The 22665-nt window shown below is 55.3% G+C and carries 23 protein-coding genes and 3 tRNA genes; 18 read left to right on the forward strand and 8 right to left on the reverse strand.

Features of this window, described 5'->3' with window-relative positions:
- Positions 1-19 precede the first annotated feature (19 nt).
- The 6 genes from P186_RS01495 to P186_RS01520 all read left to right on the forward strand — a co-directional run bounded on the left by P186_RS01495 (position 20) and on the right by P186_RS01520 (position 6112).
- Positions 20-146, forward strand: a tRNA-Ile gene (locus P186_RS01495).
- A 150-nt stretch (positions 147-296) separates the two neighbouring features.
- Positions 297-384 (forward strand) — tRNA-Leu (locus P186_RS01500).
- 498 nt (positions 385-882) lie between these two features.
- Positions 883-1221: a DUF1646 family protein gene (locus P186_RS01505; protein ID WP_148682595.1), complete on the forward strand. Its 339-nt coding sequence runs from the start codon at positions 883-885 to the stop codon at positions 1219-1221.
- A 235-nt stretch (positions 1222-1456) separates the two neighbouring features.
- On the forward strand, positions 1457-2545 hold the full coding sequence (locus tag P186_RS01510; RefSeq protein WP_148682596.1) for a TAXI family TRAP transporter solute-binding subunit: 1089 nt from the start codon (positions 1457-1459) through the stop codon (positions 2543-2545).
- A gap of 325 nt (positions 2546-2870) precedes the next feature.
- A complete protein-coding gene (locus P186_RS01515; RefSeq protein ID WP_014287616.1) occupies positions 2871-4925 on the forward strand; it encodes a TRAP transporter permease in 2055 nt (684 codons plus the stop codon).
- Positions 4922-6112: a CaiB/BaiF CoA transferase family protein gene (locus P186_RS01520; protein ID WP_014287617.1), complete on the forward strand. Its 1191-nt coding sequence runs from the start codon at positions 4922-4924 to the stop codon at positions 6110-6112. The genes P186_RS01515 and P186_RS01520 overlap by 4 nt, the downstream gene beginning before the upstream one ends.
- Before the next feature lie 166 nt (positions 6113-6278).
- Here P186_RS01520 and P186_RS01525 read toward each other — a convergent pair whose 3' ends face one another.
- Positions 6279-6890 (reverse strand): hypothetical protein, encoded by a 612-nt coding sequence (locus P186_RS01525; protein WP_148682597.1) that lies wholly within the window; start codon positions 6888-6890, stop codon positions 6279-6281.
- A 25-nt stretch (positions 6891-6915) separates the two neighbouring features.
- On the opposite strand from P186_RS01525, the gene P186_RS01530 reads away from it, so the two are divergent.
- Genes P186_RS01530 through P186_RS01545 form a run of 4 tightly spaced genes read left to right on the forward strand, consistent with a single transcriptional unit; the run spans position 6916 to position 10098 of the window.
- Positions 6916-8136, forward strand: coding sequence for an acyl-CoA dehydrogenase family protein (locus P186_RS01530; RefSeq protein ID WP_014287619.1), 1221 nt, complete (start codon positions 6916-6918; stop codon positions 8134-8136).
- 22 nt (positions 8137-8158) lie between these two features.
- A complete protein-coding gene (locus tag P186_RS01535) occupies positions 8159-8851 on the forward strand; it encodes a phosphoribosyltransferase family protein (protein ID WP_148682598.1) in 693 nt (230 codons plus the stop codon).
- 30 nt (positions 8852-8881) lie between these two features.
- A complete protein-coding gene (locus P186_RS01540) occupies positions 8882-9298 on the forward strand; it encodes a CBS domain-containing protein (protein WP_148682599.1) in 417 nt (138 codons plus the stop codon).
- Positions 9295-10098 (forward strand): 7-cyano-7-deazaguanine synthase, encoded by an 804-nt coding sequence (locus P186_RS01545; protein ID WP_014287622.1) that lies wholly within the window; start codon positions 9295-9297, stop codon positions 10096-10098. The genes P186_RS01540 and P186_RS01545 overlap by 4 nt, the downstream gene beginning before the upstream one ends.
- Positions 10099-10151: 53 nt before the next feature.
- Here the strand turns inward: P186_RS01545 and P186_RS01550 are convergent, their stop codons facing one another.
- Positions 10152-10967, reverse strand: coding sequence for a carbon-nitrogen hydrolase family protein (locus tag P186_RS01550; RefSeq protein WP_014287623.1), 816 nt, complete (start codon positions 10965-10967; stop codon positions 10152-10154).
- A gap of 29 nt (positions 10968-10996) precedes the next feature.
- Positions 10997-11803, reverse strand: a complete 807-nt coding sequence (locus P186_RS01555) for an MBL fold metallo-hydrolase (RefSeq protein ID WP_014287624.1) — start codon at positions 11801-11803, stop codon at positions 10997-10999.
- Positions 11804-11894: 91 nt separating this feature from the next.
- Here P186_RS01555 and P186_RS01560 point away from each other — a divergent pair, with 91 nt between their 5' ends.
- The gene (locus P186_RS01560) at positions 11895-12530 is read left to right on the forward strand and encodes a LysE family transporter (RefSeq protein WP_014287625.1); all 636 of its coding nucleotides are present in this window, start codon (positions 11895-11897) and stop codon (positions 12528-12530) included.
- Here P186_RS01560 and P186_RS01565 read toward each other — a convergent pair.
- Positions 12495-13196: a DUF72 domain-containing protein gene (locus P186_RS01565; protein WP_148682600.1), complete on the reverse strand. Its 702-nt coding sequence runs from the start codon at positions 13194-13196 to the stop codon at positions 12495-12497. The genes P186_RS01560 and P186_RS01565 overlap by 36 nt on opposite strands.
- Before the next feature lie 76 nt (positions 13197-13272).
- On the opposite strand from P186_RS01565, the gene P186_RS01570 reads away from it, so the two are divergent.
- The 7 genes from P186_RS01570 to P186_RS01600 all read left to right on the forward strand — a co-directional run bounded on the left by P186_RS01570 (position 13273) and on the right by P186_RS01600 (position 19318).
- Positions 13273-13791 carry a hypothetical protein gene (locus P186_RS01570; protein WP_014287627.1) on the forward strand — a complete coding sequence of 173 codons (519 nt, stop codon included), beginning with the start codon at positions 13273-13275 and terminating at the stop codon, positions 13789-13791.
- A 183-nt stretch (positions 13792-13974) separates the two neighbouring features.
- Complete coding sequence (locus P186_RS01575) at positions 13975-15519, forward strand: helix-turn-helix domain-containing protein (protein WP_014287628.1); 1545 nt, start codon at positions 13975-13977, stop codon at positions 15517-15519.
- Positions 15516-16325 carry a DMT family transporter gene (locus P186_RS01580; protein WP_014287629.1) on the forward strand — a complete coding sequence of 270 codons (810 nt, stop codon included), beginning with the start codon at positions 15516-15518 and terminating at the stop codon, positions 16323-16325. Before P186_RS01575 ends, P186_RS01580 begins: the two co-directional genes overlap by 4 nt.
- Before the next feature lie 50 nt (positions 16326-16375).
- On the forward strand, positions 16376-16558 hold the full coding sequence (locus P186_RS01585; RefSeq protein ID WP_237179440.1) for a hypothetical protein: 183 nt from the start codon (positions 16376-16378) through the stop codon (positions 16556-16558).
- Between the two features lie 459 nt (positions 16559-17017).
- Positions 17018-17359 (forward strand): hypothetical protein, encoded by a 342-nt coding sequence (locus P186_RS01590; protein ID WP_148682601.1) that lies wholly within the window; start codon positions 17018-17020, stop codon positions 17357-17359.
- Between the two features lie 54 nt (positions 17360-17413).
- Complete coding sequence (locus P186_RS01595) at positions 17414-19042, forward strand: hypothetical protein (RefSeq protein WP_158307120.1); 1629 nt, start codon at positions 17414-17416, stop codon at positions 19040-19042.
- A 177-nt stretch (positions 19043-19219) separates the two neighbouring features.
- Positions 19220-19318, forward strand: a tRNA-Asp gene (locus tag P186_RS01600).
- A gap of 21 nt (positions 19319-19339) precedes the next feature.
- Here P186_RS01600 and P186_RS01605 read toward each other — a convergent pair.
- From P186_RS01605 to P186_RS01620, 4 genes are read right to left on the reverse strand one after another with little or no spacing between them, the layout of a single operon-like run.
- Positions 19340-19774, reverse strand: a complete 435-nt coding sequence (locus P186_RS01605) for a hypothetical protein (protein ID WP_014287634.1) — start codon at positions 19772-19774, stop codon at positions 19340-19342.
- Positions 19771-20478 (reverse strand): branched-chain amino acid ABC transporter ATP-binding protein, encoded by a 708-nt coding sequence (locus tag P186_RS01610; protein ID WP_014287635.1) that lies wholly within the window; start codon positions 20476-20478, stop codon positions 19771-19773. The genes P186_RS01605 and P186_RS01610 overlap by 4 nt, the downstream gene beginning before the upstream one ends.
- Positions 20475-21218 (reverse strand): ABC transporter ATP-binding protein, encoded by a 744-nt coding sequence (locus P186_RS01615; protein ID WP_014287636.1) that lies wholly within the window; start codon positions 21216-21218, stop codon positions 20475-20477. The genes P186_RS01610 and P186_RS01615 overlap by 4 nt, the downstream gene beginning before the upstream one ends.
- Positions 21190-22608 (reverse strand): ABC transporter substrate-binding protein, encoded by a 1419-nt coding sequence (locus tag P186_RS01620; protein WP_014287637.1) that lies wholly within the window; start codon positions 22606-22608, stop codon positions 21190-21192. Before P186_RS01620 ends, P186_RS01615 begins: the two co-directional genes overlap by 29 nt.
- Positions 22609-22665 lie beyond the last annotated feature (57 nt).

A 22665-nucleotide genomic window follows, 5' to 3' on the forward strand; every position in this document is an offset into this window, starting at 1 on the left:
CATACAAATATATAGAAACGCCGCCGTTGCACAGCCTGGTTAGTGCGCCCTGGGGCGGCGCCCCGTGTATGGCTCATAACCGGGAGGTCCCGTCAAGCCCCCGCCAGGGGGCTTGGGATAAGGTTCAAATCCCGGCGGCGGCACCATTTCTGCGCTTGAGTTAAGGTTTTGGAGCAGTGAGTGGTTGTAGCAGTGATGCTTTCTTATGTCGTCACAAAGCCACCGGCAACGAGTAGTTGCGCTAGGGCGCCGCCACGGGGAGTAAAACTTAAAATTCTGTATCCATTTGGCATTGGGCGGGGGTGCCCGAGCCAGGTCAAAGGGGCAGGGTTCAGGTCCCTGTGGCGTAGGCCTGCGTGGGTTCAAATCCCACCCCCCGCACCACTTCGCCTTTGTTCTCTGCTTTAGGGCGGGGTTTGTGTCTTCCTGTATCTGGGGGTGGCCGGGCTAGTGCCTTGCCTTCGGGGGGTTACGTGGGGGTTCTTGGCCGTTGCCGGTCTGGCTTCTTGTCGGCTCAACATGTGGGTTGTTGTGGCCTGTGTTTCTCAGATGTGGCTTATGATTAGCGGTGTGGTGTTTTGTTTTGAGGGTGTTCTTTCTTTTGGCGTTGCGGTGCTAGGTGTGGCGACGCCTTTGTGTGGGTGTTTGTCGTCTGGCTGATGTGGTGTTTTGTTTTATGGCTGTGTTGTGTGACGTGGGCGTCTGTCTTGAGTATCTAGCACCTGCCTGTTTTGTATATCGTGTGGGTTTATTTAGTGGTGTCTGTTTCGTGGATGTGATGAGGGCGTCGGGACACTATGGATTGGTGATAGCCACCTGGAGGGCTGACGTATTGTAGGGGGCTCTTCTTTGTGTTGTTAGTGGTGCGGGTGGACGTCGGCTCTGGGGGAGTTTTTTAAACCCCTAACCCAGGCCGCGGCTGGTTTGGGCAGAGAGGCTTTGTACGTTTTTGACTTGATGTCCGCTGTAGCAGACAACGCCACATTAGTAGCCGCGCTGATAAACGGAGATATTGCAGTTGACGCCTTGAGGAGTTTTGTAGTGTCGATAGTCATATCGGGGGGCTTCACAATACCTGGGAACGCGCCTAACATAGTGCTGGCGAATGTCTTGAAAATAAGTTTTAGAGAGTGGATGAAGCTGGCACTGCCAATAGGCATCATGATTTTCATAGCCGCTGGCATATATGTATTATGGCTCGTTCCATATCCCTTACTTTAGATTTTTGTATTATTTTTGATTTCGTGGCCTTATGATTATTAGTGATTTTGTCTCTAGAGATCTGTATTGACTTTTGTTAGCCTAGTTTTCCTAGCCCTATAGAGATGTTTTATTTCTGCGGTTTTATATTGGCAGAAGTTTATAAATTTCTTTAGTGGTGAAGTGCCATCGCTTCAATAAATATAAAGAGTTCAACGAGGTCAATATTTAATAATGTCGAATTTGTATAGGGAGCATGAGGACCACACTATTGATGATTGGTGTTGTGGTGGTTCTAGCAATTATAGCAATATTGGTGGCTACTATTGGGCAGAACGTAGCTCCTCCCACTACACAGACGCGTACCGGGTCCACACAGACGGCGCAGACCCAGACGTCTCAGCCACAGCAGAAGGCGCCTGCTAGCTACAGCGTGATTATAGCCACGGGGGGCACAGGAGGCGTCTATTATTACTACGGCGGCGTAGTTGCGGGCATGCTCAAAAACTTCACAAATATCGACGCGACGTCGATACAAACAGCGGCTTCTATAGACAACTTGCTCTTGATTAGAGACAAGTCTGATCCCACGAAGGGGATATACTACTGCGCCACAGTTCTGCCTGACTCGGCCTACCTGGCCTACACGGGCCAGGACAGTAGATTCAAGGACAGGAGGGCGCCGATTGCGATAATGTGGGCTATGTATCCAAACTATCTACATATAGTTACTAGGAGCGACACGGGCATCAAGACGGTGTACGACCTCAAGGGCAAGCGCGTATCTACCGGGGCGCCGGGGAGCGGGACTGAGGTAGAGGCTCTCCTACTGTTGCAGGTGTTGGGCATAGACCCGGCGAAGGACTTCTCCAAGTGGGAGAGGCTGGGCGCGGCTGAAAGCGCCAACGCTCTTAAGGACGGCGCTATAGATGCCTACTTCTGGAGCGGGGGCCTCCCGACGTCTTCAATAGTGGAGCTGGCAGCCGCGTTGAAGCAACGTGGGGGCATAGTGCTGGTGGAGGTGCCGGACGATGCGATAAACGCCTTTACCCAAAAATTCCCGGGTCTAGCTACTAAGGGCGTGATTCCTAAAAACGTTTATGGTACTGATAAGGATGTGCAGACTTTGTCCTTCTGGAATATGTTTGTATGCCACAAGGACATGCCAGATGAATTAGCCTACCAGATAACAAAGACAGTTTTTGAACACCTTGACATACTCCAAAAATCGGTCGCCGCGGCTAAAGACACCACGCTTAAGAACGCTTTGCTCTACTACGGAGGCACCATACCCTATCACCCCGGCGCGCTCCGCTACTACAAGGAGGTTGGGGCTCTAAAGTGATTGAGATATTAGTTTTACTGAATAACACATTAATTTTTTCTTATAAAATATATACAATACAGATTTATTTTGTAAATTCTGTAACATTGTCACCTGTGATTCTCAATTTTGACGTATCGCCAGACGGCTTCGTGCCCTGGATGATGACAGATGAAAAAACTTATGACTACTACACATCTGGGCTGTACCAACTGGGTAGCGTAGCGATTTCTACAAGATTAAATAGAGTATATTTCTGTAGCTCGCTAGAATATGACGTTGCAATTCGTATAGATAGTGGAGTGATTAAGTTTAAACGTATAAAAGACTGCCTAATAGCGGTTATATGGAGAAGTCAAAGCTTCTCCAGTACTATCTGGCAGTTGCCTCTGTTTACCACCTCTACCTATTCTTCCACCCATACACTCCCCTAAGCTATGTAGCCAGGATACCAATTTTTGACCTCACTCAGGTCGTTAGAGCTACGCACGTGTGGTTTATAGTCACCGCTGGGTATCTCCACTCATATGTATATCCGCCGCGGCCATCCCCATTCGCAGGGTATTTAATAGCGGTGCTTGCGTTGATACCGACGCTTTACCTAATACCGCATATTGGGCCTCTTGAGATCTTATTCGTGTTCCTCGCCTATATCATAGCCGTGGGGCCGCTGACTGCTAGATACAAGAAGGAACTGGATTTGGTGGGGGCGGCCATGGCGTTCTTGCCGTATGTATATCTAGTCGTTAATTACGAGCAGTTGATTTATAGGGCGGTCACGCCGGAGCCTTGGGATCTAGCAATGGGCTGGGGTCTCACTCTGTTGCTAATGGGCGTGGTTTACAGATTTGTGGGTGGCGTGTTGTCAATACTCGCGTTAATTTTCATGCTTTATAACATGTTTGGCTTCATATTTCCTCCGCCTTGGAAGATACCCGGCTTCGGCGTCGACTTCCTGATTGGCAAAACTTATATCGAGACTGAGGCAGCACTCTTTGGCACCGTCACCGACGTGTCGGTTTCTTACATAGTTTATTTTGCCATATTCGGCGCGTTGCTGTCCTCTCTGAAGCTCGGCGATAAGCTGGCTAGGGGAGTATTTGCGGTATTGGGCAGAAGGCCTCAGAGTGTTGGCCGCGCCGCGGCTATTATGGGCGTTGTGCAGGGCATGGTGTCTGGGTCAGGTGCTGCTGATGCGGCGTATGTAGGCAATGCCTTGAAAGATGCCTTTAGAAAAGCCGGCTATGATGACGTCACAGCCGCTGGGCTTGTGGCTAATGTTGGAACTGTGGCGTTGATCACGCCGCCGATTCTTGGAGCTGTAGCCTTTGTAATGGCTGAGATACTAGCTATACCATACGCTTGGATTATGGTAATGTCAGTACCGGTAATTATACTCTACATAACTTCTATTCTGCTTTATAATGAGTATTACGTCGCAAAGGTTGGTCTGAGAGAGCTGGATATTGAAAAAGAGAGGTTGCTTGACTGGTTTAAAAACGATGGCTGGGCCGGCGTTCTGCCTATCATTTCAGTTCTTGCCATATTGTTTCTAGGCTATACTATCACAGCTGCGGTGGTTATTTCTACAATTATATCAATTATTATAGCGTTTTTTACTAAGACGAAGCCAAGTGGAGGCGCGATTATAGAGGGGCTGGCTAATGGATTTAAACTCCTTATCTCAGTCGGTAGCTCGATAGTCGTGGCCAACTTCATAATGTCTATGGTAGTCGTCTCTGGATTAGGGACTACTTTCTCAGTTTTTCTGATGAATCTCGCGAAGTCTCTCTACGTCGCTCTGTTATTTGTAGCAGTGTTTTCTCTAATACTAGGCATGGGGGTACCGCCGACCGCTACCTATATCACTGCCTCGCTACTGACCGCGCCTGCGGTTATAAGATTCGCCACGGCCTCGGGTATGCCGGAGCAGGCTGCTGTACTCGCTACCCACATGTTCCTGTTTTACTACGCTGTGTTAGCCGACATTACGCCCCCGGTGGGACTCTCAAACTTCGCAGCGGCCTCGGTCTTTGGGACCAATCCAATTGATGTTGGTATAAAAGCCGCCAAGGTGGCGCTTCCTAAGTACATAGTGGTGGCGCTGTTCCTAACAAGCTACGAGTCTACGGCGATTTTAATAATGCCTACTCTACTCACAACCGGCGTACAGTTTACCATAACTATGTTCACTATGAAGATGTTGTTAACGCTAGGTGCTATATGGGCTTTTACAATTGCTAATGTTGGGTGGGTGGCTGGCAGGGATATAGGGACTTTGTATAGATTGCTCGCGCTTTTCACCGGCGTTTTGTTAATCGCGCCGAGCTGGGTGCTGAACGCCGTGGGCGCAGTAGCATTGGCAGTGTTTTACCTATTGGCTAGGTTTAGGTTACTATGAGCAGACCGCTTTCAGGTGTTAGGGTTTTGGATTTCACAGCTGCGATGGCAGGTCCCTTCGCCACTATGCTTTTGGCAGATCTTGGCGCCGACGTGATTAAGATAGAGCCCCCGGAGGGGGATCACGCCAGAGACTGGGGGCCGCCCTCCTATGGGGAGAAGTACAGCGCGTATTTCGCAAGTGTTAACAGAGGTAAGAAGTCTGTTGTTCTAGACTTGAAGAGGAGCGAGGGTAGGGAGGTGGTGTACCGCTTGGTAAAGACGGCGCGTGTAGTTGTGGAAAACTTCAGACCTGGCGTGGCTGAGAAGTTAGGTGTTGATTACAACACATTAAAGAGACACAACCCCAATATTGTCTACTGCTCTATCTCGGGGTTCGGGGAGGGGCCCTATAGGGAGCTACCGGCCTACGATCTAGTGGCTTTGGCTATGTCTGGCTTGATGGACTTAACAGGTGAGCCAGATGGCCCACCTGTAAAATTTGCCGTCCCTATTACCGACATAGCCGCGGGCTTCTACTGTGCCCTAGCGGTGACGGCGGCTGTCCTCAGCAACCTTCATGGTTTCATTGAGATTCCGCTGATAGAGGTAGCGGTTTCGTTACTAACACACCAAGCTGGCTACTACTTCGCCAGTGGGGAGGTGCCAAGGCGCATGGGAAGTGCTCACCCCACCATAGTGCCGTATCAAGCCTTTAAGGCAAAAGACGGATACTTCATACTCGCTGTTGGTAGTGACCATATATGGCGGCGGTTTTGCGATGCAATAGGCAGGCCCGATCTCGCCGAGGACCCGCGCTTCAAGACAAATACGGACAGAGTAAGAAATAGGGAGTTGCTAGTGAAAATACTAGAGCAGTTATTTGCAGATAGGGAGGTTAGTTACTGGGTTAAGTTATTATGGAGTAGCGGGGTCCCAGCGGCTCCGGTGTACAACCTTGCACAAGTTTTTTCAGATCCCCATATGCTTTATAGGGGGGTTGTAATAGAGCGGCGGGGTCCTCACGGCGTAGTAAAGATGTTGAGATCGCCGATAAATACCCACTCCATGGAGGTAGGCAACTACACACCTCCGCCGGCCTTGGGCCAGCACACAGAAGAAGTACTAAGAGAGTTGGGGTACACCGACGACGACATAAAGACGCTCGCCGAAAAAGGCGTCATAGCTACGCACAAGCCGCCGCCGTAGTTATCCTGATAAACCTCCTCAGACTCGACACTTCTAGCTCCGTCTACTTTTTAAAGATCCTGTGTGCAGACCCGTAGCTCATACATTGATTTGGTGCGTTAGGTAGCGGGCGACAGTAGGAAAGATCTACAGAAGCCGCCGTTGCTATCTTTCGCGGCTTCGACGTTCATGAGGTCTGGCTTTCTCTCTGGTGCGCAATGACGCAATCCGCGTCTAATAGTGGCGTTAGGGGGGCCTCTGCCACTCCCTCGTCTATGGCCCAGGTGGCTGTGTGTAGGGCGGCTCTGGAGGTGGGGCCTAGGGGGATGGGGGTGTCTATGGGCTGTGGGTCGTGGGTGTAGTCTGCCTGGGGGCAGTCTCCTCCGTATCTCGACGCTATTAGGGTGAGGTCTGGGGCGTGTTCTCTCGCTCTTTTGGCTAGGGCGCGCGCCAGGGGCTTGTCTGCGCAGGGTATTACCAGCGCGTCTGCCGAGGGGGTCTGTGCCATTATTCTGTCGGCTAGGTGGTTGTAGTACGCCTCCTCCAGCACCTTGTCTATGTCGGCGCCTGCTGGGGATTGTCTGCATTGCCAGTTGCATGCGATTTCGATTATTCTCGCCGCGTGGGGGTTGTCGTGTCTGAACTCTGTTATCCCCGCCTCCGCCAGCCTCTTGGCTACGTACGGCGCGACGTGTTGTATGTAGTGGAGTGTGGGGGTTGTATATAGTGCTATGGTGGGTATTTTCCGGCCTTTGTAGTAGATGGCGAAGCTGTCTTGGTACAGCTGGTAGAGCATCATTTAAATAGAGTATGTAGTGGAATATATGGACTTCGGCTTGTCGAGGGAGGACAAGCTTTTTCTAGAGTCGGTTAGGGCTTTTGCGGAGAGGGTTATTGCCCCCCGGTGGGTTGAGATTGACGAGAGGAAGTGGCCTATTGAGGAGGTGGCGGCGAGGCTTGGGGAGGTGGGCCTGTTGGGGATTCCTCTGAGTTCTAAATACGGGGGTCAGGACGGCACGTTTCTCCAAGCCGCCTTGGCGGCTGAGGAGCTGGCTTACGCGGATCCCTCCCTCGCCACCGCTGTCTACATGTTGCTGGAGACTGCGTGGCCTTACGTGGTTCAGCGCTATGGTAGGGAGGAGGTGAAGGGCGAGGTTCTGCCGGAGGTGGCCAGGGGCCGCGCGTTTATCGGCATAGGCTCCACAGAGCCGCAGGGGGGTAGCGACGTGGCTTCTGTGCAGACGAAGGCTGTGAGGGAGGATGGCGGCGTCTGGAGGCTCTACGGGGAGAAGAACATGGTTACGGGGGTGTCCACTATCCTAAACCTGCCGTACGGCGGGGGCGTGGTGGCTATTACGCGGACAGGCAGACCCGAGGAGAAGCACAGGGGGGTGACGGTGTTCCTCGCCATGTTGAAGAGGAGGGGGAGGGTGAGCCCGGGCTTCAGCCACAGGGACTGGGAGGAGGTGGGGAGGCACGGCCTGCCCACTGGCTACCTCATGTTGGAGGGGCTGCCGGTGGAGGAGGTTTTTATGCTGGGTGAGCTGAATGGGGGGTTTAAGGTGGCGATGGAGGGCTTCAACCTGGCGAGAACCATCATAGGGGCCGCCTCCATCGGGGCGGCGAGGTGGCTTATGGACCGGGCGCTGGAGTGGATTAAGCAGAGAGTTGTCTTCGGGAGGCCCATCGCCTCCTACCAGGCGGTGTCGTTTAAATTCGCCGAGCTGTACGCGAGGCTGGAGGCGGCTAGGCTCGCGGTCTATAAAGCGGCGTGGGTGGCGGATAGGCACTACGGCGGGGACCCCGCCTTCTCGATGCAGGAGGTCGCCACCGCGGGGGCCTCGGCTAAATTCCTGGCTGTCAGCCTGGCGGTGGAGGTGGGGCTGGAGGTTATGAAGTGGTTCGGCGGCGCCTCTTATTTCAAGGAGACGAACGTGGCGAGGTCCCTCCTCGGGGTGCTGTCCTACTACGTGGGGGCGGAAGGTGCTGAAAATATCCTTAAGCTAATCATCGCGAGGAATGTGGTAGGCAGGGAATTTGTTTAATTTCTCCCAGTGTTTGGTGTATGTGAAGCGGATTGAGGGGGTGAGGACACAGCTGGACGCCGTTGGCTACTTGAAGTCCGTCAAGGGCCTGCTGGGGGTGACCTACAGGGAGCTGTCCGCCGTGCTGGACATACCCGAGAGCGTCTTATCCCGCTACGTCACTGGCGATATGCTTCCATCTGTGGAGACTGCGGGGGAGATTTTGGCGAGGTTGAGGGAGAGGTATCCAATAACTGAGGTTGTTAGGGCGAGGTTCCGGATGTACGACACGTATGTCGACATGTCGTTTGTAAACACGCCGGACTTCTGGCGCCTCTACGAGATCTACCTCACGTGGAGGTTCCCCGATGTGGAGGTGGACGTGGTGCTCACGGCGGCGGCAGACGGCATACCCCTCGCCGTGGCGGCGGCGTCGAGGTTTGAGGCGCCGCTGGTGGTGGCTAAGACGTATAGGGAGCCGGGGGTGGAGAACTACGAATATACATACCTCAGGGAGGGCAGGCCTGTGACTCTCTACGTGCCCGCCGCCCAGCTGAGGCGCGGCGATGCGGTGTTCATAGTCGACGACATCGCGCGGACTGGCAAGACGCTGAGAGCCCTGGCGGGCCTCGCCGCCAAGGCGGGGGCACGCGTCGTGGGGGCCTCTGTGCTGGTGGCGAGGAGCGGGCTGAATATAGATCTGGGGTTTCCCGTCGATGTGCTTTACACGTATTAAAGTATATAAACAAAGGGACATGTTGTGTATATGTTGGCAGTCAGAGATCTTCTAAAGAGGCCCGCTGTCTCTCTTCCGGAGATGGCCACGATTAGGGAGGTCGCTGTGGAGCTGGCGAAGAACAGGGTGGGGCTTGCCGTGCTTACTGCTAGGGATAATCCTAAAAAGCCTGTGGCGGTGGTCTCCGAGCGAGATGTCTTGAGGGCCGTGGCGCAGAGGCTGGATCTCGACGGCCCCGCCTCGTCGATAGCTAACCCGCCGATTACGGTGCTGGACACGGACCCGGTCCGCGTCGCCGCGGAGAAGATGAGGCGGCACAATATTAGGCACGTGGTGGTGGTGGATAGAAACGGCGATCTTGTAGGCGTCTTGTCAATACGCGATCTCTGTTTTGAAAGGGCAATCCTTATCGAGCTGGCCGCCGCCGAGGCGCCCGCGACGCCGTGATTATTGAAAAGCCTTGTAAAGCCGTCGCGGTGGTCTCAGGCGGGCCTGACAGCACCTGCTACACGGCGCTGTGGCTGAGGAGGGGTTGCGACGTCCACGCCCTCTCCTTCCTCTACGGCCAGAAGGCCGTTGTCGAGGTTGAGAGGGCGCAGGTCCTCCTCCGGAGGCTCGACGAGGTGGCGGCGGGGAGGGGCTGGGGCCGCGTGGTGGAGCACAGAGTGGTAGACCTCTCATCGCTGAGGGAGCTTTGGCGCGGCACTCAGCTTACAGACGCCGCGGTGAACGTGGAGGCGAGCTACACCCCAACGGTCGTGGTGCCCATCAGGAACGTGGTGATGGCCGCCGTGGCCGCGGCCTACGCCTACACCGTGGGGAGGGGAGTGAAGACCTATGTAATACTGGGCTCCCACTACGACGACGTGAGGCCTCGGGAGGATACATGGGAGCCTCTGTACCCCGACTGCTCGCCCGAATGTGTAGAGGCTCTGCAGGCCGCCCTGCGCATCTGCCACTTCCGCGCCGAGCGTACGGTAGAGATTTGGACACCATCCAGAGAGGGGCTCAGGAAGTCGCAACTGCTTAAGATGTGTTACGACGAGGTCGGCGACTTGGTGTACGAGACCTGGTCGTGCTACAAATCTGGCGAGGCCCACTGCGGGGAGTGCGAGAGCTGTAGGAATAGACACGCCGCGTTTCTAGAGGCGGGGATCCCTGACTGCACTACATATGCCAAGCCCCCCGGCCAGGGTTTCGAGAGGCGGGGACAGTTTTATATCCATATAAGCTGTAAACGGCGGTGATGAGCTCTTCGCTGCTAGGAGCGGTGATAATTCCGGCGGAGCTGATCAGCTAATCAAGCCTTCGCCACCTGTCGGCCGTTCCCATGTTCATCACAGCCGCAGGTCCTCTTGTAGAGGTGGGGCTTCCTGAGATTTAAAACTGGCACCGTCCTCCTCGCCTCCTCCACCAGGCTGGGGTCGACCTCCACTACTCTAAACCTCTCGCCTATCCCCAGCTCGGCCTCCACCACGCCGAAGGGGTTGACCACCAGCGAGCGGCCGGTGAAGCGCTGGCTGTACGATGCGGCCACCGCCACATATACGCCGTTCTCAATGGCCCGGGCCCGTGCCAGGATGTGTAGGGTCTCTTCCTTCAGTGGCCCCGAGTACCACGCGGCGGGGACAGCCACCAGCTGGGCGCCCCCCAGGGCCAGCTCTCTAAACACCTCGGGGAACCTCAGCTCGAAGCACACGGCGAAGCCCACCTTTACCCCCCTCACGTCGTATATCTGAGAAAGCTCGGCGCCCGGCTCCACCACGTCGGACTCCCTGTAGCCGTATGCGTCGAAGAGGTGGGTTTTTCTATAGAGGCCGACGACCCCGCCGCCAGGCTCCACGAGCACGGTGGTGTTGTACACCCTCGGCCGCGGCCCCCTTTCGAGAAACGCGCCAGCCACATAGGCCCCGGTCTCAGCGGCGATTTTAGCCAGCCCCTCGGCGAATTTATCCAGCGCCGAGGCGTTGCTCCACACCTCCTCCGGCCCCATCCCCGTGGGGTCGAAGAGAGAATACTCCGGCAGTATGATTAGGTCAGCCCTGGCCCCAGCCACCATGTCCACAACCTTCTCCACAGGACCCGGCGCCCTCTGCACAATCCCAAGCCTAAACATGTCGGTTTAAAAAAGGCCTTTTTTAAAAGCTATAGATCCAGCACCAGGCCGGCCCCGCCCTGCCTCGCGGCGCCGGGCAGCGCCGCTTGGAGCGCGGCGATGCCGGAAATGCCGGTGCAGTGCGTGCCCACCACTAGGCCTGGGCTCCTCTTCTTTAGGTACTCCGCGACTTCGCGAATTCTGGCTTCTGGAAGGCCTATGAGGTGGAGGCCGCCGATTATGGCATAGAGCCTCTCCGCCCCGGTCACCTCCAGGCCGTGCTCCACTATGTTCTCAACCCCCGCGTGGCCGCAGCCGGTCAACGCAACCAGCCCGCGGGGGTGCTTAACGTAGAGAGCCATGTCGTCCGGGACGGGGTCCGCCACGGCGCCGGTGTGGCTCGGCCCCCAGCGCCTCGGAATCTCGCCCGAGGCCCATACCCCCTCCGCCACTTTATACGGCCCCTTTACCAGGATGAGCTTTGCCCTCCTCGACTCTAGAAAGTCTTTTGTAAAGTCGACGCCTATCTCCACCTCCCCCATGTCGTCCTTGGCGTAGGCCTTCGCGAAGAGATTTTCATGTGCTATGATGGTGAGGGGCTTGCTCCTGGCATTGAGCAGGGCTTTTAGCCCGCCCGTGTGGTCAATATGGCGGTGGCTAAACACCAGCACCTCCGGCTCGTCTGGCCCGATCCCGAGGGCCTGCATATTGTTGAGAAGGGCCTTGCCGGAGAGGCCGGTGTCGTATAGAATTCTGTAGTCGTAGAGATACGCCGCGAAGCCCCACTCGGCCAACAGCCTAAGCCTGAGGGTGGTGAGGTTTGTTAAGTAGTTATCTACTAATACCGCAACCCGCATATATATGCTCCGATTGCTCTATTAAAACATATACAACGACTGCTCTATTGAAACCGTAGCGAAAGATATAATAGCAATATATCTAGTGGTCATGGACGCGCTTCCCCTGGTCATCTCGGTTATGGCCATCACCCCCTCGGGGGCCTTTTCCCCCGGCCCCCTAACCGCCTCTGCTGTGGCCCTGGGCTCTGCGAGGGGGTGGAGGGCGGGGCTGTTGATTGCCCTGGGCCACATGGCTTTTGAACTGCCCTACGTAGCCGCGTTGGCCTACATCCTAAAGCAGATAGACGTGGGGGGCTACAAAATCCCCATGGCGCTGGCCGCCGTCTTCTTCATAGCCTACTTCTCATACCTCCTGCTGAGAGACGCCTGGGCCATAGCGAGGGGGGTCCCGCCGTCGTTGCCGGCCTCCCGGTTTGCGAACCCCCTCGTCGCTGGCCTCGCGCTGACCGCCCTAAACCCCTATTTCCTAATCTGGTGGGTCACCGTGGCTCTGCCCGTAGTCACCGCCCTCTCGGCGCAGCCCCTCCACGTCTTTGCGGTTGTATACGCCGCGCACGTCTGGATGGACTACTTCTGGCTGACCCTAATGGCCTCCCTAGGCCGCGCCGCGGCCCGCCTGCTCTCTGCCAGGCTGTACGCCGTGTTCCTCGCGGCGCTGGCGGCGCTCCTTATGTACTTCGGCGCGGAGCTAATAGCGGGCGTACTCGCCCCGCAGAAGAGCTAGCATAGACCTCGCGTTTTCAAGCATGGCGTGGTTGTTGTTGAAAAAGATGTACACCCTGCGGGGGCGGAGGGCGGCTACCCTCTCCGCGACCTCCCTAAGCTCCTCAGCCTCGTAGTAGTGGGAGTACCAGAAAGTCCTCCCGTGCATCCTCAAATACACGACGCCGCCTGTGGACACGACCCACGACGCGTCGGGCGAATCCACAGACACTAAGGTGACGCCGATTCGCTCAGCCCACTCCACCACGTCCTCAACAAACCAAGAGGGGTGTCTAAACTCGAAGGCGGCCCTCCCGCCCAGGAGGGAGGCCACCCTCTCCACCCTGGACATGTTGACGCCGCTTCTCCGGAACGCGGGCGGCATCTGGAATAGGTAGAAATCCACCAGCCCCTCCATGGGCTCGGACAGCGCAAGAAACCGCCTTAGAAGCTCCATCGACCTCTCTGAGAGCTTGCCGAAGTGGGTGACGCCCCGGAACACCTTCACAGACCACCTCAACCCGCGCCCCACCTCAGCCCAGCCCCTCACCTGCCTCGCCGTCGGCATTCTGTAGAAACTGGCGTTGAGCTCCACCGCGTTGAGGCCCGAGTTCTCCACATACCACCTCAGCGACCTCCCCAAATTCCACGAATACAGCCAGCCGGAGGTCCCCACGTAAACCTCCACACAACGCCCAGCCCCCGGCCTTAAAAAACTCACCAAAAGTGAGTCCACTTTATAAACCGCGGCACAACCCACACCCATGAAGGCGCGAACAGCGGCGCTGGCGGTGGCCGCGGCGCTCGTAATCGCCGCGGCCGCGCTGGCCTACGCCCAAAACACGGCCAACACGGCACAGGTGGCCGCGGAAAAATCCACGGTCAAGCACTGGTGGCACGGAGCCAAGAGCGGCTGGACCGCCGCCGGCCGTTGCGGAGGGTGGGGGGCCAACGCCACCCTATACGCGGCCAGTAGAAAGCTTACCATGAGCGGAGACGGCATAAACGTCAGCCTAGACGTAGACGTGGTAAACGCCAACGCCACGTCGCCCTACGGCAGGGTTGTATACGGCACAGGCACCGTCCAGCTAGGCGGCAACACATACACGGCCAAGAGCGTGTACGGCGCCGTCGGCCCCCGCGGAGCCCGCCTAACCATCTACACCGGCAACGCCTTGATATCCCTCCACTACTACAACGGGCAGTACCGCGCCGTGGTCAAGACACTAGGCCAGCCCGGCTACGCTACATACAACGGCACAGCCACGCTCCAAATATCCTAAAAGCCCGGTTTTTTCCTCCCCTCCACACTTTAGTCTTTCTTCTGTATCTCAGCTAGCACCTTATTAGGCCACTTCACTATTAGACGGGGTGTAGCTACGTCTTGTACTAAGTTGTCAAAACTCAAATGCATCAAGGCTGTATCCGAGATTAGAATGTTTTTAAGTTCGTAATTTCGAACTGGCGTGGATAATTCGCTGGGGAGAAGGATTTCTGAATTGAGAGAGAGGAGGGGGCTGAGCATTACTCAATTGGCGAAGCTGGCCGGCGTGTCGAAATCTACTCTGTGGGATATTGAAAACGGCAAGATTATGCCAACCATAACCACTTTGTGGAGCATCGCCAACGCGTTGGGGGTCACCTTTGGCGAACTGGCGCCCTACGATATTGTAGTCAAAGACGGCGGCATCGAGGTTCGTCTTATAGAACGTAGACACGGCCGGGAGGTGTATCTAATGAAGCTAGGCCGCGGCGGCTACAGGAGGGCTGCGCCCCACGGGGGCAATCCCCTTGAGGAGGTGTATGTGGTGGAGGGGGCGATGGTTACGGGATGTGTAGAGAATCCCCAGTTCGTACGGCGGGGGAAGAGGGCAGTTTTTAATGGAGGTCTAGAACATATATACCTGGGGGTGGCCGGCGAAACGGTCGCCCTTGTCGTAATGAGATACGGCGAGAGGTTTGAGGAATCTCCACCGCCCGCGAGGCGTGCCGCTCCACACTTCCCGCGTTATAGAGATCTCATAGATGACGTGGTCAGCAACGAGCTACTCTCTGACTTGGTGAGTGCAGTCAACACCCGGCAGCGGCCGGAGCGCGAAAGTCTAGCCGGCGATATATTAACCGCAGAGTTAGAGACGCTGTCGGGGAGGCTTGCGGTGCCCCAGGTGGTGGCTGACAACTTTAAAAAAGTCAAAGGGGCCGGGATCGAGAGGGGGAGCTCGACGTTTGAGTCTAATATCGATGCAGTTCGGTATTTCGTATATGAGCCTCTGCACCCGGGCTACGCCGAGCAGGTGGTGTACGTGGCCTACGAGCTGTACCGCCGCGGCGTAGATAGGGCAGTCAGCGTGGGGTGCGGCCCCGGGATACGCGAGGCGGCGCTCAGGGAAATACTCGGAATTGAAATCTTATGCGTAGAGCCCACCGCCGTGTTTAGGGCTCTCTCCGGCTATAAAACAGTGGACGAGATACCCAGCGGGGCCGGCGCCGTTATTTCATTCGGCGCCTCTCACCACATACCAAATTTCCTTGGAGAGGTAAGTAGCCGCCTAAGAGAGGGGGGCATTCTAATAGTATCCGACGAATTTATCGGAGAGCACCACGACGAGAAGAGCAGAGCGCTGAGCCTCATACAGCACCACCTCACCTACCTCCTAGACATACCTATTAAGTGTTGCCGCGAAGCTCTCGAATTCGCCTACTTCTACGCGTCAAGGGGTCGGCTAAGGCCAGCGCTTGCATTTACAGCTAAGGCGTATATAGAAGTATATGAAAAAATCGGAGATCTGAGCATCGGCGTAGAAGAGGCGTTTCTTAACTTCTTCTACCTAGAACTCTCGGCGTTATTATTAGGCGTCGCCAACATAGAGGAGAGGAAGACCTCAGTAGCGAGGTTTATAGATGAGGCGGCAGAGCACGGGCTGAGGTTGTTGAGCCACTATAAGGTCTACTCCACGGGGCCTGGGAAGTGGGGGAGCGGAACCCACGTCCTTGTCTTCAAGAAGGTATGAAGCTGGGGGTTCTTGAGATGGTTGTGGTAACCGCCCTGTGGGGGAGCGTCCCCGTAGTGGCTATATACTCGGGACTGCCCGCGCCTGTCTTCGTCTTCTTTAGAGTATCTATAGCCGCGTGTGTTCTCTGGCTCCTGCTAAAGGCGCGGCTCGTTTTAGATCTCCACGTGGCGTTGTCCGGCGTCTTCCTAGCCCTCAACTGGGTCCTGCTGTTCTACGCGGTGAGGCTGGTAACAGTGTCGGAGGCGGTTCTGCTCTACTACACAGGGCCCATCTTCGCGATGTTGATCGCACACCTCCTAGGCATGAGGCTGACGCAGGCTAAGGCGCTGGCCGCCGCGCTGGCTTTTACAGGCGTCGCGCTAACAGTCGCCCCCAGCTTCAGCAACGCCGGCGCGGGGGCGGCCGTCGCCTTGGCGAGCGGCGCCGCCTACGGCGGGCTGATCGTCACAAATAAATACGCCTCCGCCAAGACTAGGCCCCTAGATCTGGTATTCAACCAAGCGGTATACGCCTCCGTCATCACGTCGCCGTTCCTCGTAATTACACACATAGACATAACCCCCACGGCGCTGGCCGCGGCCATATTCGCATCGATTGTAAATACCTTGCTGGCGCTGGCCCTCTGGTACGACGCCTTGAAAAAACTAGACATACACCTAGCCGCAGTGCTGAGCTACCTAGACCCAGTATTCGCCACAGTATTCGGATACATATTCCTCGGCCAGACGCCGCCCCCGGGCGCGTTGCTAGGAGGCGCCTTGATAATCGCGGCTGGCGCCATTTCAACAATCGAAGGGAGATAGCGTCTCATTCAGCGAACGTAATTTTTGATTAGGTTGAGAAGGTGGAAAATGTGGAGTCTATCAAGGTGAGGGGCGACACGAAGCGCCGACTCATCCAGTTCAGAGTCAAGCTGGAGGCCAGGCTGGGGCGCAGGGTGTCGCTAGCCGTCAGCTACCTCCTAGACAGCGCCGAGAGCCCCGACGTCGAGGGGCTGGCCGCGGCCGTGGCTGAGGCGGGGCGTATCCCAGGATGAGGCTGGCAGTTGACACTTCTGTATTTTTCCGACGTATGCGCTAATATTTGGTCGTTCTCTACAGCTCCAACTAAGCCAGATGGACTTGACCTATCACGGCCTATCACGGCTCATGTTTATTAGCTTCAGTCCATATATTGGCATTACATATTCTCTGAGTCAATGGGACGTCTATTTTTCGATGTCGAACACATTAGCCGTCCGCCTGGCGAGGTGGTCTACCTCCTTAGTCTCGCCTCCCCTCTCCACCCTAGTCCACTTGAGTAGGCCAAGTCACTGGGCCGCCTTCAGCATAGAAACCCCCCTCCAAATGACTTGTGGAGGTCTCTCTACGAAACCTCCTCACCAAAGTCACGGCGATTTTCACGACATACAACACTTCACCCAACTCTACAGGAGGTATTGACGTCGCTAGTTGAGTTTTCGCGCAGTAGCTGGTTTTTAAGAGGTGTATACTGTGTGGATGTAGATGTAAGCCATGGATCAGACATCTCCGCTATGGCTTGTACGAGAAAATCTTCCCTCCAGAAACATGGCGACTTAGATAATCTGCATGATTGGAAAATGTATATAGTAACCAAAGCCGATGCTCTGCATGAATCGATGTTGTTAGGCGGAGGTTTCTGGAAATTTTCTCTCAGTGGATACATGTGCATGGCCATGGAATCAGTAGCTGTGGCTGGGCCACAGAGCGCTAGCAATATCTCAATTTTGCCGTTTCTCTGTCTACAGCTGGGGTTTACCAAGTCGGCATTTATGGACGCCACATTGGACAAGACTTATGCGGAGTTTGTAGGCTAAATGGCGCCACTAGCCACAGATATCGCAAAAGCTAGGGTGGCTCCGGCGAGGCCGGTGAGGGTGAGGAGGGAGGTGGTGGAGGAGTGGCTGAGGCGGGGAGAGCCGCTACTAGGACAGGTTAAGAGGCTGTATGAAGCCGTAAGGACAGGCGATTTAAAAGGTGTAAAGCTTGATGAAGACACAGCACTGGGCTCTAAACACATCGCGGCTATGCTAGTCGCCCATGCTCTTAAGGGGGCGGTTGAGGTGTATCTGCGAGAGGGGTGGAGAGAGGTGGAGAGGTGGCTAAGACTCGAGCTTGACGACGTGAGAAGAGGTCTTGAGAGGCTGAGGAAGAAACTGGAGGGCAGTCCGTCAAATATACGGCAGTTTATCGACGAGGCGATTAAACAATTAGAGCTTGATGAGGAGAGAGCTAAGACTTTGGCTAACGCTAATAGAGATGAGCTTTCTCAATATGGTGGTGTTACTGTGGCTGAGAAGGGCATGGCTGTTATTCATACGCTAATGAGGGGTGGAGCCTACGCGAAGGCTGTGGCGGGTGCCTTTTATAAGGGTGAGCTCGTACACTTATTAAGAGTGGCGCCCTACACAGCTTATAGCAGATACGCCAGCTATGGACAAAGCTATATTGAAAAAGTTAAGCTAGGTGTTAAGCTGGCGCCTGGCTTGGCTGTTGAAGATCTTCAAAGAAGGCTAGAAGAGGCCGTCGCAAGAGTAGAACAAGAAGTTCTTGAAAAGACAAATAAGATTATACGTATTAAACTAAAGGAAATTCTTAATGAAGAAATTGAAAAGATAGAGAGAATATACAACTTGCCAGCGCTTATGGGCTTTATTGCAACAGATTTTTCCTTTGACAAAGACAGTAAATCTCTGAGAGTAACTACGACGCAACTGGGGTTGGTCGAGCTTTTCGTGAAATTAGCTGGCTTTAAACACTTCTACATAGGGGGGTTCATACACACGGATAAGGGCGAGAGACCACAGATGGTAGTCAAGGTAAAGCTATCCTCTGAAATAGTTTCTGAGTATAGCCGTGTGTTGAGGTGGCTTAGGGAGGGTGGCACAGAGGAGGTTAAGGAGCTTGTTAGGAATGGTATGAAGTTATTACGAGAGAAAGCCAGTGGAAGAGGGGCTGACGAGTTGAGAAAAGTGGAGCCTAGTGAGGTAGCCGCCGACATGTACACTTCATTGAAAAGATACATAGAAGAAGGTGGCGCTCTAGAGGATAAGATATTTGGACATCGCTTAGTGAGTAGATTATTTTTACCGTGGATAATGGCGTATCTATGGGCTAAGGAGGGAAATAATAGGGCTGTTGCAGACTTTATAACCGCTACGATAGTAGGAGATGGGACAATTGGGAATGACGTGAGATTGGCCATAGGTGAGTCGTCCACAGAGGAGGGGGATGCGCTAAGGATGAGCCACATTCACAAGACGGCGCTAGTACTTGGGATTCTCCAAGCTATCAACAAGGCGCCGGTGGCCATATATGCTAAAGTTGGTAAGACAGGTAAGTGGTTTGAACTAAAGTGGGATCTAGAGGGGGCAAGGGAGATCTTTTCCAACGCCACGCTTCACCTATACTCCACAAAGCTAGGCGGTAGTGAAGACGAGATAAAGAAGAAGCACCTCGGCATACTTGAAATCTTGAAGAGCGGGCATAAGACCGGCTAAGAGTGACGACCATCTTATGGTGGGGTTTATTGCTCTAGTCAATGAGAAAAGCCGCTATGTTGTTGCAATGATGGAGTCCCGCGAGGATCACAGGCGCGTCAGCTAGTATTATTTACAGACACAAAAAACTTATAAACAACCAAATTGGGCAACACAGCCCCGCCTGAAACATGGGGAGCCGCGGCGTGCCGGCCGCTCCAACCGGTAGTCTAGTCTGGTCTAGGATGCGGGCCTGTCGAGCCCGTGACCCGGGTTCAAATCCCGGCCGGGGCGCCACACTCTTCACTTCTCGTTGCGTTAATTATCCTCACGAGTGTCTGATGGCCGCTTGGTGGAGGTTTGTTGTTTTTGGCGCTGTGTCTCTTCTTCGTGTTCTGATATGATACACATAAAGAAGCTAATCATGAAGGTGAGAAGTGCGTATCCAAGTATGTAATTGATAGTGTTAACTATGTGGAATATCTGAGCGTAGTTATTTATGGAGCTGTATACAGCGGTTGCGAAAGCCAGTATCATGATCAGTAGCGTAAGGGAAATGTATCGCTGATTGGATAGCTTGCACAGCACTTCCCTTACTCTGTAGTTGTGTGTTTTGCGTATGTAGATGCTGTAGCCGAGCGCGGCTAGGGCCGCTAGTGAAGCTGAGAGAAGACCCCGCTCGCCGGTGGCTACGGCCAGGGCTAGGTATAGGTATATTGCGAGTCCAAGAGTCGCCGATAGATATCTAGTCACGGCTTGACTAGGCCTAGGTAGAGTCTGCCTAGCTCTTTGTTGTTTAGTAGATCGCCGGCGGGTCCTGCGTAGTTTACGCGTCCTGATACCAGTAGGTAGGCTTTGTCGGAGATTTCGAGTGCCTTTTTGGCGTTTTGCTCTGCGAGTATTATGGTGTGGCCCATGTCTCTGAGTTTCTGGATGAGGGTTAGGATGTCTGCGGCGAATTTGGGGGATAGCTGGGCGGTGGGTTCGTCGAATAGGAAGTATCTGGCGTCTCTCATCAAGGCCATTGCCACAGCCACCATCTGCCTCCAGCCTCCGCTGAGTTCGCGGGCTGGTCTGTTTAGGTAGGGTTTTATAGGGACTATCTCCAGCACCTCCTCCAGCTTGTCTCTGAACCTCTCGGCGTCTAGGGTGTAGGCGGCCATTCTGAGGTTTTCTAGTACTGTGAGGTTTTGGAAGACGTTTTTTGTCTGCTGTAGGTAGGCTAGGCCGAGCCTGGCCCGTTCATGTGCGGGCATCTTGGTGGCGTCTCTGTCTCCTATGTAGACGCGGCCTCCGAAGATCTTTGCGATACCTGCGATGGCTTTGAGGAGGGTGGATTTACCGCTTCCGTTTGGCCCCACGACTGCGGTTATCTCGCCGGGCCTAGCTTCGAGATCCACCTCGTAGAGTATCTGCAACTTTCCGTAGCCCGCGTTGAGGGATTTCGCGGCGATCATTCCCCTAGGTATATCTGGGCTACTAGGGGGTTTGTGAAGACTTGCTGGGGCGGCCCCTCGAGCACTACTTTACCTTCGTGCATGAAGTAGGCGTAGTCAGCGTAGTCTATGGCTAGGTCGAGCCGGTGCTCCACGACTAGGAGCGCCACGCCGCTCTTGGCCAGATCTCTGAGCCTCTTGAAGAGGTCTAGGGCGAGGCTCGGGTTTAGCCCCGCCGCCGGTTCGTCTAGTAGGAGGACCTCCGCCCCTGACATCACCGCCCGGGCCAGCTCAAGTAGCTTCATCTGGCCGCCGCTGAGCTCCCCCGCGGGCCTGTCCCACATGTGGTCTAGCCCCACTAGTTTCAGCAACTGGAGGGCCCTCTCGGCGAGTTCCCTCTCCCCCCTCTGCCACCCGCCGAGGGTCGGCCTCTCCTGCTGGAGGTGGCCCACCACCACGTTGTCTAGGACTGTGAGCCTATGCGCAATGCGGGGGGTCTGGAAGGTTCTGAATATGCCGAGCCTCCTCCGCTCGTGGGGCGGCACCTTTGTTATATCCCTCCCGCCGTAGTATATCCTCCCCCCGTCTGGGGGGATTACGCCGGTGATTACGTTTATGAGTGTCGTCTTCCCAGAGCCGTTTGGCCCGGCTAGGAGGGTGAAAAAACCTGGTTTTACCTCGACGGTGGCCCCGTCGAGGGCCTTGACCCCACCGAAGCGCTTGACTACCTGCTCAGCTCTTAGTAATGGCCCAGATTTCATAATCGGCGCTGTCTCTGTCCCCCGCCTCGTTTAGCTTGGTGTATCCCGAGGCGCCGAAGTACCTGCCGGCGACTTCGGGGAATATCTGCTGTATCTTCTGGGTGTCTGTGGTGCCGGCTTGTAGTATGGAGTATGTGATTAGCCAGATGGCGTCGTAGGCGTTGTATGCATAGGAGTCTGGCTCTCTGTTGTAGTTCTGGAGTATGTAGTTGCGGACTCTGTCGTAGTAGGGGCTGCGGGCCGGGGCGAACTTGGGGCTGACAAACCCGCCGACCACCGCGGCGAACTCGGCGGCGTCGGGGACTAGCAACTCTTTGAGTCCGGTGGAGCCGTCTGCGCCGTACCATTTGACTTGCCTCAGCTCGGGGTATTTGGCGGCGGTGATGAATATGGTCTGCAACTCGGCGAATCCAAAGGCGGCGACGGCTACCTTATCTGCGCCGTATTTAGACACGGCGTCTCTAACCCTCTGGGCCAAGACGCTTACCTCAGTGGAGAACTCGCCTTTCTGGGGGTCGTAAGTCGCGGCGCGGACCACCTCGAAGCCTCTGGACTGGACTAGGGACTCCAGGCCCTTAACGAGGCCGTTGCCCCAGTCGTCGTTGCGCCATATCACCACGACGGCCTTCACCCCCGCGTCCTGTAGAATCTTAGATATGGCCCTCACCTGTTTGTTGTCGTCTGGCGGGAGTCTGAATATGTAGTCGTTAGGTATCGCCAGCGCCGGCGCCGTGGAGGATATGGATATTGTGACCAGCTTATTCTCGTCGGCGTAGGGCTTCATGGTCCTAACCTCGCCGGAGGTCCTCACCACGTAGAACTTCACGCCTCTGCTGTGGAGAGCCTTCATCTGGTCAAGGGCCTTTGTGGGGTCGGCCGCCGTGTCCGCCACCACTACCCTAACTCTAAAAGTGGCGTTTATCTTGGTCAGATACGCGTTTACGTCTTGCTCCGCCAGCCTAGCCGCGGCGGCGGCCAACTCGCCTAGGGAGGCGAGGCGCCCGCTGAGAGGCTGCAGCACCCCGATCTCGACGACGTTCGGCGCCTCGGTGGGCTTGACGTCGACTATGACTGGGGTGAGGTAGCCGGAGGGGGGCTGTTGCGCGGGGGGCTGTCCCTTCACCACCTTGTCGTCGGCCGCTATGTACATCCCGATAAGTGTCCACTTGTAGCTAGGCGCGGCTGACGTGGTGGACGTCGCTGTCGGCGATGTGGTTGCCGTTGTCTGTGTAGTGGTTGCGGCGGGGGGCGTCGTCGCTGTGGAGGTGGTGGCTGGGGGTGTCTGTCTGGGTGTTGTGGTTTGTTGAGGCGGGGCGCTGGCGTAGTAGAGAAGCGCCGCCACTGCCACTACAACAACAGCTATGATTATTCCCATCACCGTCTTATTCATGCTTGGATGTTTTGCTGTATTTTTAAGCTTTTTAAAAGCTGGTTTAGTCTCGGCTTT

It is taken from the genome of Pyrobaculum ferrireducens, assembly GCF_000234805.1.
Classification (GTDB): domain Archaea; phylum Thermoproteota; class Thermoprotei; order Thermoproteales; family Thermoproteaceae; genus Pyrobaculum; species Pyrobaculum ferrireducens.

Bases quoted from the DNA above. Each gene is read 5' to 3' on its own strand.
- P186_RS01510 (WP_148682596.1), top strand. From the start codon at position 1,457: ATGAGGACCACACTATTGATGATTGGTGTTGTGGTGGTTCTAGCAATT.
- P186_RS01560 (WP_014287625.1), top strand. From the start codon at position 11,895: ATGGACGCGCTTCCCCTGGTCATCTCGGTTATGGCCATCACCCCCTCG.
- P186_RS01530 (WP_014287619.1), top strand. From the start codon at position 6,916: ATGGACTTCGGCTTGTCGAGGGAGGACAAGCTTTTTCTAGAGTCGGTT.
- P186_RS01525 (WP_148682597.1), bottom strand. From the start codon at position 6,890: ATGATGCTCTACCAGCTGTACCAAGACAGCTTCGCCATCTACTACAAA.
- P186_RS01580 (WP_014287629.1), top strand. From the start codon at position 15,516: ATGAAGCTGGGGGTTCTTGAGATGGTTGTGGTAACCGCCCTGTGGGGG.
- P186_RS01515 (WP_014287616.1), top strand. From the start codon at position 2,871: ATGGAGAAGTCAAAGCTTCTCCAGTACTATCTGGCAGTTGCCTCTGTT.
- P186_RS01540 (WP_148682599.1), top strand. From the start codon at position 8,882: ATGTTGGCAGTCAGAGATCTTCTAAAGAGGCCCGCTGTCTCTCTTCCG.
- P186_RS01620 (WP_014287637.1), bottom strand. From the start codon at position 22,608: ATGAATAAGACGGTGATGGGAATAATCATAGCTGTTGTTGTAGTGGCA.
- P186_RS01520 (WP_014287617.1), top strand. From the start codon at position 4,922: ATGAGCAGACCGCTTTCAGGTGTTAGGGTTTTGGATTTCACAGCTGCG.
- P186_RS01615 (WP_014287636.1), bottom strand. From the start codon at position 21,218: ATGAAATCTGGGCCATTACTAAGAGCTGAGCAGGTAGTCAAGCGCTTC.
- P186_RS01555 (WP_014287624.1), bottom strand. From the start codon at position 11,803: ATGCGGGTTGCGGTATTAGTAGATAACTACTTAACAAACCTCACCACC.
- P186_RS01610 (WP_014287635.1), bottom strand. From the start codon at position 20,478: ATGATCGCCGCGAAATCCCTCAACGCGGGCTACGGAAAGTTGCAGATA.
- P186_RS01570 (WP_014287627.1), top strand. From the start codon at position 13,273: ATGAAGGCGCGAACAGCGGCGCTGGCGGTGGCCGCGGCGCTCGTAATC.
- P186_RS01550 (WP_014287623.1), bottom strand. From the start codon at position 10,967: ATGTTTAGGCTTGGGATTGTGCAGAGGGCGCCGGGTCCTGTGGAGAAG.